Below are 14,531 nucleotides of genomic sequence, written 5' to 3' on the forward strand. Positions count from 1 at the left end.
TTGCAATTAATGGCCGTAGTCCTTAATAAAAACGGCAACGCCGCAAATGTGCGCTTGAGACCGCGCCCTACGGGGCCTGCCAGTTTTTTCCTGCTCCGCGTTGTGCTTTTTCGATTTAACCCGTTAGACCTTCAAAAGCACGCCTTAATCAGAAAAAAACTCCTTGACCTGAGTGATCTTGAGGTTAATCAGAGGCTCCTATATGTTACCTCAGGCAGACTAGATTATTCAGTTTTCACTAATGAAAATCCCTCGACTTCACATTAAACCCAATCAAACTCTCACTTAAATCCACCAGTTTCCCAGCAATCACATGAATCACGTTGTTGTCGGTTTCTACGGTGCCATTCACTAGTAACAGTTTGCTCGCCAATAATAAATTTCTGTATCGCGCCTGTACGCTTTTCCATACCACGACATTGGTATTGCCGAATTCATCTTCTAACGTTAAAAATAAAACGCCTTTGGCGGAGCCGGGCCGTTGGCGGCCGGTGACGAGTCCGGCAATACGAATAAATCCGCCGTGGTGTATTTGGTGTAAATCGGCGCTGGTTTTGCAGCGGTTAAACGGGTATTGATCACGCAGTATCGCCATTGGGTGGCGGCGTAAGCTTAAACCGGTGGTGGCGTAGTCTTGTTCGATGTTTTCGTATTCGCTGGGGCCTTGATGATTAATGTGTTGCAGAAAATCGTTGTCGAATGAATTTGCTGATGGATTGTTGTTTTCGCTCTGATTATTGCTTTCAGTTTCGATGAGCGGTTTGTAGTCTTCAATGCCGCTGGTGTACCAATGAGCTTGGTAGCGGTTGCCGCTGATGTTGGCTAAGGCATCGGCGGAGCTTAATAATTCCAGTTCTGTTTTTTCGAGTTTGGCTGTGTGGGCAATGGTTTTTAAATTTGAGGAATGTTTTCGTGCAGCAATAATGTTAACCGCGCTTTCTTCATTAAAACCTTTAATGCGCGAAAATCCCAAGCGAATTGCGCCGTGATTATTGTCTTTGGGTGTTATTTCTAGTGTGGTTTCCCAGTCGCTTTTTAATAGGTCTACGGGTAAAACAATAACCTTATGCCGTCTGGCATCTTGAATTAATTGTGATGGTGAATAAAACCCCATGGGTTGGCTGTTGAGTAAAGCAATATAAAACACTGCTGGATGATGGCATTTAAACCAAGAACTGAAATAACACAAATTGGCAAAGCTTGCCGAGTGTGATTCTGGAAATCCATAGCCACCAAAACCTTTTAACTGCTCGAACATGCGCTCGGCAAAATCTGGGTCGTAGTTACGCTCCAGCATGCCGTTAATGAGTTTATCTTTGAATTTCAATAAATTGCCGTTTCTTCCCCAGGCAGCCATAGCGCGCCTAAGTTGATCGGCCTCGCCACCACTGAAACCTGCGGCAACCATGGCGATGCGAATGGCTTGTTCCTGAAAAATCGGTACACCAAGGGTGGGTTCCAACACGCTTCGAATGGCCTCACTCGGATATGAAACCGGCTCTTCGCCGTTGCGCCGTCGCAAATACGGGTGAACCATATCGCCTTGAATGGGGCCTGGGCGAACAATGGCAATTTCAATCACTAAATCATAAAAGCATTTTGGCTTAAGGCGAGGCAGCATTGCCATTTGCGCTCGGGATTCCACCTGAAAAACACCAATGCTGTCGGCACGACTTAACATGGCGTAGGTGTGTGAGCATTCTTTGGGAATGTCTTGCAGTTCTTTAATACGAGCGTCATAGCTGTTCACCAACTTTAAACAGCGGTGCAGGGCGGTGAGCATGCCGAGTGACAACACATCAACTTTTAATAAACCGAGGGTTTCGATATCGGTTTTATCCCACTGAATAACAGTGCGGCCTTCCATGCTGGCGTTTTCGATAGGCACCATTTCACTGATTTTGCCTTCGCTAATCACAAAGCCGCCCACGTGTTGAGAAAGGTGGCGAGGAAAGCCAATAATACGGTGCACCAGTTGATAAAAATATTGTAAGAGATGATCGCTTGCATCCACGCCGTATTCAGAGAAGCGAATTTTTAAATCTTCGGTTCGGTCCCACCAAGCGATATTTTTACTGAGGTGATCTAACAGAGAATCATCAAAACCAAGCGCTTTACCCACATCACGCACGGCACTGCGAGCGCGATAGGTAACTACGGTAGCGGTGAGTGCAGCGCGTTCGCGCCCGTATTTGTTGTAAACATATTGAATGACTTCTTCTCGGCGTTGATGTTCAAAATCTACATCGATATCCGGTGGTTCGTCGCGTTCTTTCGAAATAAATCGCTCAAATAACACATTAATTTGAGTGGGTGACACCTCGGTAATTCCCAACACATAACACACCACAGAATTAGCCGCTGATCCTCGGCCCTGGCAAAGAATATGTTGGCTTTTGGCAAAAACCACCACGTCGTTAACGGTGAGAAAATAATACTCATAATGCAATTCTTCAATCAGTGTTAATTCGTGTTCAATTAAGGGTTGAACAGGTTCTGGTGTGCCATTGGGCCAGCGGCGTTGCTCGCCAATGTTGACCAGTTGTCGAAGATACTGAATGGGGGTGAAACCTTCGGGTACCAATTCTTTGGGATATTCGTATTTCAGTTCATCCAGAGAAAAATGAAACAGAGAAATAAAGTATTCGGTTTCTTGAACTAAATTTGCATTGTAACGCTGATAAAAGTCGTCGAGGCTTTTTATGTAATTTTCGCCATTAATGCATTGCCGGTTGCCAATGTCTTGCACGCGAGTGTTTAAGCGAATGGCTGTGAGCGTGTCTTGCAGAATTTTTTGTTCGTGCTCGTGCATCAAAATATGATCACAAGCAATAAGTGGAATATCACAATCGAGACCAACGTGCTGGAAATCGTCAAACGCGAATTGTTCGCCGGGCAAGTAATTGTGGTTAATACCAAGCCAGAGTCGATGTTTAAAAATACGTTTAAGTTTTTTGCCGAGCCAAAAGTTATCCATAGTGGAAACGTCGGGCAACCAAACGATTAAACACGTTTTCAGGCGAAATTGCAGATCATTCAGTTCAATGTGGTATTCGCCTTTTTCGCTTCGGCGGCGAGCGAGAGTAATTAACCCAGACAATTCTGCATAGGCGGTACGGTTCGGTGCGTAGGCTAAAAGCCTAACGCCGGTATCCAGAACAAATAACGAGCCTATTAATAATTGAATCGCATCGGTTTTTGTTTGAGCGTACGCTTTTACTACGCCAGCCAGTGAGCATTCATCGGTAATCGCCAGTGCAGAATAACCAGCCTCAAAAGCGCTAGTGACTAATTCTTCAGGATGGGAAGCGCCGGTTAAAAAAGAAAAATTACTCTGGCAAAAGAGTAGGGCGGCCACTAGCTGAAAACTCCGTGTAGAAACCACTGATCTTGGCCGCGATCATGATAAATCCAAACTTTGCGACAGTCGTCTTGTTCGGCAATAAAATAGTCGCGATTATGATGCCGAGACTGATCCCACCAATGGCCTTGAATACGTTCTGGGCCGAGTAAAATGGTTAATTTGCCTTGCCAAAATAATTCTTGGTCGTTATTGGCTTTTAAGGAAACCGGAGGGTGCAATAACCAAGCGGGTTTTGGCGCGGTAACATTTTCACACGAATTTATTGTATCTTGGTTGATAGCGGTTGAATGATTATCGCCAGAAAACAGATCTAATGATTGGAAAGCCAATGAATGGGAAGTGTTCGAAGTCTTAGTGTTTTTTTTACCGGATGACAGATTACTTTGCTTTTTATTGGGCCGAATATCAGAAACTTGCCAAGTGTTTAACAACTCAGGCAAATGTTCTGGCTGAAGTGATAATTCTTGAGTACTTTGTTTTCCCAGGCGATTGTGCAGTTTAGTGAGTAATAATTGCCATTGTCGAGCAACCAGTACTGGATTTAAACCAGATTGATCGAGAGAGAAAATTTCGTCATTAATGTGATTCAGGCTAGAAAAGTGAATTAATTTTAATTCCAGATGATTCACTTCAAAGGATAACGATAAATGATCAAAATGCAGCTTGGTAAGTTCTTTTAAAAGTTCGCCATCAAAGTGAATGGGTTGGCAAAGAATGACCACCTTTTTATGTTCGTTAACCGAGCCCAGTGTCCATTCCACGCCTTCACATTGCAATTGCTCTTTTTTTAAAAAGATGAGTAACTGATAAATCAACAAACTTACGGCGTGCTCCAGCAATTGCGTGTTCTGTACTGGAAAATCCAAATCAATCTTTTTCTTAAACTGATGAATTTCTTTCGGGCGAACTAACGCTTGGCGAGTATTGCCTTTTAAGCACTGTAGATAATGCAAAAAATATTTCCCGAACCGTTTACCGAGTTCCGCTGTAGGAATTGAAAATAATTCACCTAACGTTGATACCCCCATTTTATTCAGCCGTTTGAAAATCTCTTGATGGCAATCAAGCGCTTGAGTGCTAATGCTGCTCATGGAATGAATGTAATCGGCAACGGTGTGGGATTCGGTTAATGTAGAATGATAATTGGATAACACCCAGGCAGCTTCTTGTGTGTGGCCGATGCCTGCATTTACGTTGATGTGGTTTTTACGTAACTCAGCAATAATCTTCTCTTGAACATTTTTAAGGCCAGAGAATAATTTAAGGCTACCGGATATTTCTAAAATAACACCGGGTTGTAAATGACTTTGTTCTGAGCAGCTGGAATGTGGCGGTATGATGTTTTGATGAATCTGTTTTTGATCGGACTGTGTTTGCTGGGTTTGTTCAAGAGAATGCTCATTGAGTTCTCGGCCATTGAATAGCGGTGTGTTATGCAGCTTTACGTAAGGGGTGTAGTCGTAACAGAAATCGGCAATCCATTGCAGGTGTTTCCATTCTAATCGAATATCGCGTTCCAAAATAATTGGGCCGCTGTTGTTTGCGTTGTTATCTTCGTGTTCGGTTTTTTCCGCTTCCAATAACGCTTGGGCTGTTACTAAATTTATGCCGGGATACACTTTGTGCGCCAGGGCAACATCGTTGGCGTAAAGTACCTTTGTTCGGTTTAATTCTTTATGAGCCACAACCGTGGCTTGCTGATTTAATTGTTCTGCAGAAAATTCAAGCGTGTGATTTTCCTCAAAGCTGCATTCGCGATGAAAAACATCGAGCGCAAACCGAGGAAACCGTAGGGCCAACCATAACATTAGATCCCGCCTTGCCGAGTACTTTCTGACTGAGTACTTGCACGCTGAAACGGCAGAACTTTACCGAGACCATTCGAGCCCACGACCTGCGTGTTTGAATCCAGATTATTGCCGAGTTCGACGTGCACCGGTGCGGATAATCTGGGAAGGGCCAGAGTGCATTGTTGCTGATGGGTTTGGCCGCGCTGTTTCAGGAGTTCGATTTCTAAACCCTTAGCCTTGAGTTGTGTGTGCAAACGCAAAGGCGCTGGCGATTGCACGCGCGCAGTTGTGTTTTTGCGAAAACAAATGCTTAAGGCATCACCGTGAGTTGCGGCGATTTGCAGCTTGCGCAATTGCGCATAACGCCAGTGAAAGTTGTTCTCCCAAGCCAATACCGCCAGCGAGCACTGGGCTTGCAGCATATCCACTAACGCTGACAAAGCAACGTCTTGTTGAGTGCTCTTTATCACGCGGATTTTACGGGGATCAATACCTTGTTGTTCAAGGCCGGGTCCATAAGGCATGGCTGGTGGATTGAACAATAAAATGTAACCGGATTTTTGGCTCAAGTTTGCCAGGGTGGGTGAGAGTAAGTGCCACTCGCCGTGGCCATTGGCCGGTTGAGTAACGTCGATCAGTTCAGCTATGGGCCATCCTTGGCCTTGTAACATCTGGTCAAGCACCGGGTAGCCGCTGGAGATAACACGGGCAGCGGTATCTAGTCGTTGCCCACGCCATACATCCTTGCGGCTCAGTACATCAGCGAGCACGGGATTGGGGGTTTTGGTGCTTGGCAGAGTTTCAAGTAGCTTATCCATACTGTATTTATATACAGTATTCTGGGTTTGGTCAAGCGTTTACTGCCATCTAATTGTGGTGTGTTGATTTCGATACCCTCGACTGGTGTGAAGATTTGTAAATACGCCAAGGATTTTCAAAATTCTGCGTCTAACTTATTAATAAGAACAAACAATGGCGAAATAAGTCATTGTTTTTAAAGAAATACATTCAAAAAGGACAGGCATTGAAGATGATCAATAAGCTTAATGTGGTAGCAGCGGCGGTGTTGGCTGTGGGTATTCACGGTTCCGCCCTGGCGACATCTATCGTACCCGGGCAAACCGAGCTCAAAGGCTCGCCAGAGGCATTGCGAGAGTTTCTTCATCCGCGAGAAAACCGAGTCAGCCTTTCTGCCCAAGCAGAAGAAACCGCCTACTCGGATATCGCCATTGTCAGTTTGGTCGTTTCCACCAAAGAGAAAGAGTTAGCACAATCCATCGAGGCCAATGGCACATTGCGTGACAGCATTCGTAAAACCATGCTCGCTGCTGGCGTATCTGAGGAAAAGATTAACAACTCCAAGTTCTCAAGTTCGCCGCAATACGGTTGGTTAGGTAAAAAGCCAGCAAGTTTTGAGGTGGTGAATCGTATGGCAATTGAGATATCCACCGAAGCGCAATTGAAGGCCATTGCACAAATCACCGATCAATACGAAGAAGTCAGTCTTTCGGGGACGGAATTTAAGCATTCGGGTAAAGATGCTTTTATGAAGCAGGTGAAAGAGAAAGCATTGGCGAAAATTAAAGACCAACAAAAGCTTTATGAAGGTCAGCTCAATGTTCAGTTAACGCCGGTAGCGTTTTACGATCAAAATGTAGGGTTTAGAGCCACTCAAGGTGCTTCACAAATAGAAGAGGTTGTTGTGACAGCTCAACGTTCCAGAGAATCATTCGTTGATAGCGCTCGTTCGAAATCTTCGTTCACATCAGGAAGGACTTTTGATGAAGTAAAATACACCGCCAATATCACGGTTGAATTTAAGGTTGTGCCTAAATAATTCTGATTAGTTGAAAATTCCCAAAGGCGATTGTTACCTGTTCACCTTTCGTGTGAACAGGTTTTGATTTTAATATTCCCTTTTTCTCACTCACTTATACTTTCTACTTTGGTGAATTTCTTAAGAGAAATAATATTTGTCACCAGCAGTACGCCAAAAAGCACCGCAATCGACCCTGCAATTGCAAAAATAGACAGTGTCTCACCTAAGAAGACAACGCCCCAGAAGATCCCAAATATCGGTACTAAGTAAGTCACCGACACCGTATTAGTCGGACCAACCGATTTCAGCAGAGAGAAAAAGATAATGTATGCGAGTGCCGTACAAAATATTCCCAGTACAACAGCGGAGTACCAAGCGTTGCTGGAAATAGAATCACTGGGCCAATAATAAAATGATAAAGGTATCAAACAAATACTGGCACCAATCATACTGCCCGTGGCAATGCCCAAAGCACTAACGTTTGAAATGGTCTTTTTAATAAAATTTGCCGAGATGCCATAAAATAATGTTGCTACCAATACAGCAGCAATGGAGAGAATATGGCTGCCGGTGCTTTCACCTGAAAGAAAGCCTTCTGAACCAATAATTACAACTCCGAAAAAGCTGATCAGCAAACCCAATTGTTGCATCCAAGACAGCGCCGATTTAAACCAAATCCAGGCGATAATCGCTGTCCAAATGGGGGTGGCGGAATTTACCACAGAAACTATGCTGGCAGACAATTCTAATCCTGCGTAAGCAAATAAGGTAAATGGAATCGCTTGATTAATAACGCCGGAAAAAAGCACCAACGATAATGTTTTATAATCCGAAAATAATTCTGAAAACCCCTCTCGCCACTGCAATATAATACACAGCACGGCCAATGCAATCACAACCCTAACCGTCATCAATGGGATAGGACCAAATTCAGGTGCGGCAATTCGGATAAAAGAAAATGACCCGCCCCAAAAAGCAGCCAAGATCAATAATAAAGACAAATGCTTACTGCTCATAAAAATTTAAATCCGTATTTGCACCACAAATGACAATCACTATTTTTTCGTCTTTACGATATTGGTATTTCTTCGTCAAAATGGCGGTAAGTGCTACCGCAGCAGCCGGTTCTACCACCAACCTTAATTTTTCCCACAACAGTTTTTGTGTACTAATAATATCATCGTCGGACACTAAGAAAACATTTTCAACGTATTTTTGAATGATTGGGAAATTGCACTTGCCCATTTGTCGTGCGCCAAGAGCGTCGGCGGCAACACCCGAAACCGATACATCGACCGGCTCGCCGAATTTTAACGCCTCAGAAACCGCATTGGCAGTAAATGGCTCTGCACCGTAAACCCGTGTGTTGCTGTTTTGGTACCAGGCAGCTAACCCCGATAATAAGCTGCCACCGCCTGATGCCGCTAATACTGCGTCGGGTTCTGATTGTAAATCTGCATCAATTTCTAAGCCAATAGTGCCTTGCCCCAAAATTAACATAGGGTCATCAAATGCATGCAAATTGAGTAAGTTATTTTCTTGTGAATACTGATAACTTGCCTCTAAGGCGTCGCCATAGACCTTTCCGATAATATTAACATTAGCGCCGTATTGCTCCAGCAGTGTTATCTTCTTGTTAGACGTAACTTCAGGAACAAAAATTTCAGCGGTCAAGTCAAGTGCTCGGGCCGCATAAGACACAGCAATACCATGATTGCCTCCAGAGGCGGCAACGATTTTTGTACCTGTTGGTAATTGTTCGGTCAGAAATTTGTTGAAAATACCTCTGGGTTTATAAGAACCCGTGTGTTGAAAGTTCTCCAGTTTCAAATAAAGCTCGCAATCTAAATTAAATTCGTTACGGGGTAATTTGAACAGAGGTGTTTTTCTTATCAATGGACTGATGGAATTAAAACAGGCCGTAATGTCGTTGTGAACGGAATTGCTATCGATCAGATTCATCAAGTGTTTAACCTTCTAAATAAGTAATCGCTTGAGAGATCACCTGTTGACTTCTAAAAAGTGCCATTTCCAACCAATCATCGCGTTGAATAAAAAAACAATCGCGTAGCGGCGAATAATCCGTAGGAGAGCCTGATTTATTCCTCAGCACGCTCTCTGTTAAGAGTTCCTTTAATATTACGCTTTCTGTGTAGGTTCCAAATTCCAAGGCAATAGAGGTGAGTTCTGTGCCTTGGTAGCAACGTGCTATACCATCGTAGAGATTGCCATCAATATCGGAAGAAATCTGTTGGGATTCTTTTGGTGCGCCTAAAGAAGGCCCAAATATTGTTTTGGTCCGCAGTAAATCAATGGAGTTTGCCGGTGAGAAAGACATAGGTTGACCATAGCCGTATTTTCCCAAGCCCGTATGAATATCAACAACGACGGTTTTATCAACCGAGGCGGTATGTGACGTAATGATTTTTTCTAATACCGACCTACTCCAAGACGATGCTTTTCCGCCAAAAAATAATCCATCATCACAAGTGTGTTGACCTAGAGTTAGCGCATGAATATTTTCAGCCAATTGAGGTGAGGTGAAAAAATGCTTGAGATTACGGTCGATATCAATATGTTCGTCATCTGCGTGATACAAAATATCATGCACGCGTTGGTAGTTTCGGTTTATGGGTAGATCACCATTAAAATCTGTGAAGTTGCGATTAACATCAACATTGTCTTCATTGACTCTCATACCAAAGGAAAATCCATAAGGATTTAATGCGTGAACGCACATAATGTTGGTGTTACTCAAATCACATTGACGGTAACGCTCAAGTAACTGAGTTTGAACCATTGAGCCTAAATAACCTTCTACCCCATGTGTGCCCGATATAATAATTACCAAATTTTGCGCATTTTTATTCGATGTTATAGCGACATCAATGCCAAGTGTTTCACCACTCATTCCAACAAGTGGGTGCTCATAAAATGTATGGTGGTATTGGGGTGAGTCACACATTTTTATAAAGTCCGCTCGGGCGGACTCATAAGACTGTGGTGGTGTAATGCGAAGAGTTTGTTGATTTACCAATTGACTGCTAGCCCCAATGACGACATTTCATCTTCAAAACGTTGCACAGCGCGTTCACGAAAATCGGGGTACAACACACCATGTTTAATGCCGTCATCAATAACATCGGAAATTTCGGTCCACAAATACGGTTTGATGTGTTCTTTGTACCAGTCAACGTGAACTTGCGCTTTTTCTCTTACGGTTTCATCTTCGTCGATCATACGTTGCAGTACTTTTTTCCCGAATGCTAAGTGGGCCTTTTCTTCCGAGGCAATTCTGGCAAAAGACGGGAAGTACTCCGGCTTGGTTTCGGCCATTTCAGCGAGTTCTTCCATTGCTAAAACGCCTTCAGCGTAGACATTCAAACCAATTAATACTTCGAGTTCGTCGTCGGACGTTAATAATTTATCAAAACGGTTATCGATGTCTTTGAGTCGATATTTTTCGATGAGGGAGTCATCCCATTTCATTCCTAAATGCTTAACACCATCTTTAAACATTTTTGAATGAGAAACTTCGTCGCTTGCGTGATGAACAAGATAAAACTTTTCAGTTAAGTTGGTTCTTTTCGGTATCCATTTTGCGCATAAATCAATGATTTCTAACTCAGAGAAATAAAAGTTTACATACACGGTAAGAATCATATCCAATAATTCTTGCCCATTTTCTTCAACAATTTTTTCGTATAATTCCATAACAACCTCAAATTTTAATCGGATTTCTAAGTTATTGTTTATTAAGTAGGTATTGTGCGAATTTGTTTCCGCGATGATTTAAAGACGCTTTTAATACATCTCGAATAGAACAATACATAGCAATACTTTTGGTGGCGCTTTGCAGTTCTGTATCCATAAACGGAATACCAAATTCAGAAGCGCCCATTCCTCTGAAAGCGCTCACCGGACTCTCTTTCGTGTCTGTGAACGCATCGATAATCAAAGATTTTCCGTCGAATATCATGTAATGCTGTACAACAAACTTAAACAGCAAGCCAAACAAGCCATAAGGTGCGCCGGGGTATCGGATTTTTCTGTATTCTGGTAATACAATTAAGCGGTGAGGCTCGATCAGATTGGCGTCACTTTTTATAGCTGTTAACGGAAAAAACTTTTCTATGGGTAAGCCATTGCAGGAGTCTTTTACAACCCGTACAGTCGCTACAATTTCATTGGGATAATTAACATCAGAAGCACAAATATAATCAGATGAAGCATGAAATTCATCGATTAAATCGTCTTTATTACCCTGGCATTCAATTAATCCCCGTTCATGATCGTAGACTTGCTGCCATAACTGGCCGACCCGATTTAGGCGATCGTAATCATTGCGATCAATAAGCTGAACTGAAAAATGAGTTGCTTCATATTCTTGTTCATCGACTTTTTCTTTAAGTGAAGCTGTCATAAGACGAACCTCTTTTTAACTTACGGAGCTATCCCACATTCCTTTATAAAAGGTACCGGCAACTTTGGCTGAGTGCGCCATCCATTTCCATTCATCGCTGGTCATTTCACATTTAGAGACTACCTCCCACAGTTCGACAATATGCTCTTTGTCGGTCTCGCCATGAGATAAAAAGAACGATAAATTATCTTTTGTCAGTTCGGTTTTTTCGATAACCATATTGCCAAACCAACCGCCGTATTTTTGCCCAAGACCTTCAAGAATAAGAGAGCTTGCTATTCTGGCGTGAGGATTATGCAAGGCGTTGTTTACGTTAAAAGAAACGTACGCTAATGCCTCGGTCGATGGGAGTAAGTCTTTGGGCTCTGGGCCTTCATATCCTGTCGATTTTAAATCGTCTATTATCCAATGGTAATGGTCCATCTCTTCGGCGGCGTGATGCACTAAATATTCTCTTAACAATACAAATCGTGAAGGGCAATTAGATGCTGCCGCAGCAAAAGACATGGTTCCTTGATAAACTTGATAGAATAGAGTTAACAATAACGATTGGTAATCTTTTACGCCCCAGGTTCCTGCTTCTAATGCTGAGAAAACTTTATTTTTTGTGAATTCATCAATACTTTTGTCGACCGCTATTTTAACATCGTCGATGGTGTACAGTTTTGTATCATTCTCCATTATTGTTCCTTTCAAGAGTACATTTAAAAAAGCAAAAAAAATAACGTCAAAATAACTCAGTGCGAACTCTGATATTTTTTGAAATGATATTTTTATCAATTAGAGTTGTCGTTAACAGACATGTGAGTGTCGTAAATACGATTCTTAACAGCCGATTACGGCCACTGGTTAAAGTAGTCACTGGTTAAAATTGATTTTTATAAAATTTCATTTTCTTAATATTTGATTCTAGATTTTAATTTGGTTGGTGTTGCTCTGAGTAATTGTTGAGGTGATAAAAATTTCAATAAATAATAGGTAGAAAATTATTTTATTTAACTACCAAAATTAACAGGTAAGTTAATTTGGTTTTTGGTAAGTGAACTTTACTTTTTATATTGTGGGTGGCTTGGTTGTATTTATTGGTGCACCAATTTGGTGTTGGTTGGGTTTAATTGTGGGGCGCGCTTAATTTTAGTCAGTGAATAAAGCCCCATAACAGATCATTTGTTGGTAAAGGTTTGTGTTTTTAAACTGAAAATTAATGCCCGGTTTATTGTTGTGGTGTTTTCTTAAAAACAGTGTTTTTGTCAAATGGATAATCAAGTTATGAATTTAATGAATAAATTTTGTCGGTAACTTTTATAAAATTAATATTAAATAAAATCCATTGTCGTTAGTGATACAATTAATATTTAATCATTTTTGTAGGAATTACATGCAATGCGATCAATGTATTTATTAAAATTATCTTGCTGTTAGATTCTATTAATATTGATTAAGTAAATTGATTAAATAACGTGATTGAGCAATTCGAGCCCAAACCGTTGAGGAGGGAATGCTCTCTACCACCGTTGCCGCTCGATGCTAATCTGGAGTGTATTTTATTGCATAATGAATAGATTGTTTTGTAATAAAGGTGGCATAATTACTCTTCAACATTCTGAACTATTTAGCAGTGTCAGTGGAGGCCAACATGTCAGATCAGCAAAATACCGGTGAATCCGTCAAGGCGGGAACCTTGTTAGGAATTGCTCGCCGTGAACAACGCCGTGCACCGATGGAAACCTTAGGTACTGCTCTTGTGACCACCGAATCGGGCGTTGAAAACGATTCCCGAGGCAAGCCGAGTTCTCGTCAGGTATCGGTATTGAGTCAGCACGACTGGCATCTCGCCTGCGCTGAGGTCAGTGATGAGCCTTTGCCCTGGACGGTAAGACGCGCCAACTTGTTGATCGAGGGCTTTGATTTCAGCGAAGCCGATGTGGGCAAAGAAATCCATATTGGTGATTTGGTATTAAAGATCAACAAAGAAACCGATCCGTGCTTTCGAATGGACGAGCAGTGCGACGGCTTGCAAGAGGCTCTGAAGCCCGATTGGCGTGGCGGCGTGTGCTGCACCGTGCTAACCGATGGCAGCATCAAAATTGGCGACAGTGTTGAAGTTAAGGTTGTTGGTTAAGTCTTGGTTTCTAGTTATAGTTTCTATTTGTAGTTCCTAGCAGAAACTAGAGTTAACGAAAAAATTTTAGAGTAGCGCTTGAAATAGAAAAGCTACGACCCCATCTCTAAAACCGTAGCCACCATGGCTGCGGTTTTTTATTTTTAAACATTGATAAAAATACCGATTGATTAATGCGTTTTGGTTATTTCGGTATGGATTGGTGTGTCTATTTAACAGCAACTGTGTTTAATGCTTTTCATTAAATGGTTTGTTGTTTTTCAGGATTTTTATTTATCTGATTTTAACTGTTTCCCTCTTGGTTTTTTGAGGGCTGGATTTCTGCGTTCTTAATTTTTGATCTTTATCTACAAAGATTTCTAAAAAAAGAAATTTTAAAATAATTTAAAAAATAATCTTGAAATTAAATTTGCTCGCCCAATATTAATAAGTGTAAGAAAAATCTTAATCTAAATTTCCTCAAGCGGAAAATGTCTCAAAGAGAGTTTTCCATTTTTAAATCGTATTGCTTCTCAAGGAGAATATGTTATGAAATCTATCGACTTAACCCCACTTTATCGCAACAGCATTGGTTTCGATCATTTGTCATCATTGCTTAATAGTTCATTAAGAACAGAATCTGCCAATGCCAGCTATCCACCTTACAATATTGAGGTGTTGGGTGAAAACAAATACGCCATTACTTTATCCGTGGCTGGCTTTAGCCAAAACGAGCTAGACATTAACGTTGAAAAAGGAGTATTAACCGTACGCGGTAAAAAAGTATCGGCGCAGGAACGTCAATATTTACATCGCGGTATCGCCAACCGTTCTTTTGAACGTAAATTTAATCTTGCGGAATACATAGAGGTTGTTGATGCGGGACTGGATAACGGCTTGCTCAGTATCAGTTTGGTGCGAGAAATTCCAGAGGCGTTAAAGCCTAAAACCATTGCCATCAATACAGGAAAGCCTGCGTTGAATGTGAATCAGCAAGAAAGTGCCAATCAAGGTGTTAACCAAGTTGCATAAAT

The 14,531-nt window shown here is 41.9% G+C and carries 12 protein-coding genes; 3 read left to right on the forward strand and 9 right to left on the reverse strand.

Annotation, left to right across the window (positions count from 1 at the left end):
- Positions 1 to 238: 238 nt before the first annotated feature.
- Genes LU361_RS18695 through imuA form a run of 3 tightly spaced genes read right to left on the reverse strand, consistent with a single transcriptional unit; the run spans position 239 to position 5,972 of the window.
- Positions 239 to 3,358: an error-prone DNA polymerase gene (locus LU361_RS18695; RefSeq protein WP_350338029.1), complete on the reverse strand. Its 3,120-nt coding sequence runs from the start codon at positions 3,356 to 3,358 to the stop codon at positions 239 to 241.
- Positions 3,358 to 5,172 carry a Y-family DNA polymerase gene (locus LU361_RS18700; protein WP_233090685.1) on the reverse strand — a complete coding sequence of 605 codons (1,815 nt, stop codon included), beginning with the start codon at positions 5,170 to 5,172 and terminating at the stop codon, positions 3,358 to 3,360. Before LU361_RS18700 ends, LU361_RS18695 begins: the two co-directional genes overlap by 1 nt.
- Positions 5,172 to 5,972, reverse strand: a complete 801-nt coding sequence (gene imuA, locus LU361_RS18705; RefSeq protein ID WP_233090686.1) for a translesion DNA synthesis-associated protein ImuA — start codon at positions 5,970 to 5,972, stop codon at positions 5,172 to 5,174. The genes LU361_RS18700 and imuA overlap by 1 nt, the downstream gene beginning before the upstream one ends.
- Before the next feature lie 212 nt (positions 5,973 to 6,184).
- Between imuA and LU361_RS18710 the strand changes: the two genes are divergently transcribed.
- On the forward strand, positions 6,185 to 6,991 hold the full coding sequence (locus LU361_RS18710; RefSeq protein WP_233090687.1) for an SIMPL domain-containing protein: 807 nt from the start codon (positions 6,185 to 6,187) through the stop codon (positions 6,989 to 6,991).
- A gap of 86 nt (positions 6,992 to 7,077) precedes the next feature.
- Here LU361_RS18710 and LU361_RS18715 read toward each other — a convergent pair whose 3' ends face one another.
- The 6 genes from LU361_RS18715 to LU361_RS18740 are packed head-to-tail and all read right to left on the reverse strand — an operon-like array spanning position 7,078 to position 12,077.
- The gene (locus LU361_RS18715; RefSeq protein ID WP_233090688.1) at positions 7,078 to 7,989 is read right to left on the reverse strand and encodes a DMT family transporter; all 912 of its coding nucleotides are present in this window, start codon (positions 7,987 to 7,989) and stop codon (positions 7,078 to 7,080) included.
- Complete coding sequence (locus tag LU361_RS18720) at positions 7,979 to 8,935, reverse strand: serine/threonine dehydratase (RefSeq protein WP_233090689.1); 957 nt, start codon at positions 8,933 to 8,935, stop codon at positions 7,979 to 7,981. Before LU361_RS18720 ends, LU361_RS18715 begins: the two co-directional genes overlap by 11 nt.
- A gap of 7 nt (positions 8,936 to 8,942) precedes the next feature.
- Positions 8,943 to 10,010, reverse strand: coding sequence for a DUF2817 domain-containing protein (locus LU361_RS18725; RefSeq protein ID WP_286206530.1), 1,068 nt, complete (start codon positions 10,008 to 10,010; stop codon positions 8,943 to 8,945).
- Positions 10,004 to 10,687, reverse strand: a complete 684-nt coding sequence (locus LU361_RS18730; protein WP_233090691.1) for a hypothetical protein — start codon at positions 10,685 to 10,687, stop codon at positions 10,004 to 10,006. Before LU361_RS18730 ends, LU361_RS18725 begins: the two co-directional genes overlap by 7 nt.
- A gap of 31 nt (positions 10,688 to 10,718) precedes the next feature.
- Complete coding sequence (locus LU361_RS18735; RefSeq protein WP_233090692.1) at positions 10,719 to 11,396, reverse strand: N-acyl amino acid synthase FeeM domain-containing protein; 678 nt, start codon at positions 11,394 to 11,396, stop codon at positions 10,719 to 10,721.
- A gap of 15 nt (positions 11,397 to 11,411) precedes the next feature.
- Complete coding sequence (locus tag LU361_RS18740) at positions 11,412 to 12,077, reverse strand: iron-containing redox enzyme family protein (RefSeq protein WP_233090693.1); 666 nt, start codon at positions 12,075 to 12,077, stop codon at positions 11,412 to 11,414.
- A gap of 955 nt (positions 12,078 to 13,032) precedes the next feature.
- Here LU361_RS18740 and LU361_RS18745 point away from each other — a divergent pair.
- On the forward strand, positions 13,033 to 13,518 hold the full coding sequence (locus tag LU361_RS18745; RefSeq protein WP_233090694.1) for an MOSC domain-containing protein: 486 nt from the start codon (positions 13,033 to 13,035) through the stop codon (positions 13,516 to 13,518).
- 528 nt (positions 13,519 to 14,046) lie between these two features.
- Positions 14,047 to 14,529 carry an Hsp20 family protein gene (locus tag LU361_RS18750; protein ID WP_233090695.1) on the forward strand — a complete coding sequence of 161 codons (483 nt, stop codon included), beginning with the start codon at positions 14,047 to 14,049 and terminating at the stop codon, positions 14,527 to 14,529.
- The last annotated feature ends 2 nt before the right edge of the window (positions 14,530 to 14,531 follow it).

The sequence above is a fragment of the Sessilibacter corallicola genome, assembly GCF_021290925.1.
GTDB lineage: Bacteria > Pseudomonadota > Gammaproteobacteria > Pseudomonadales > Cellvibrionaceae > Sessilibacter > Sessilibacter corallicola.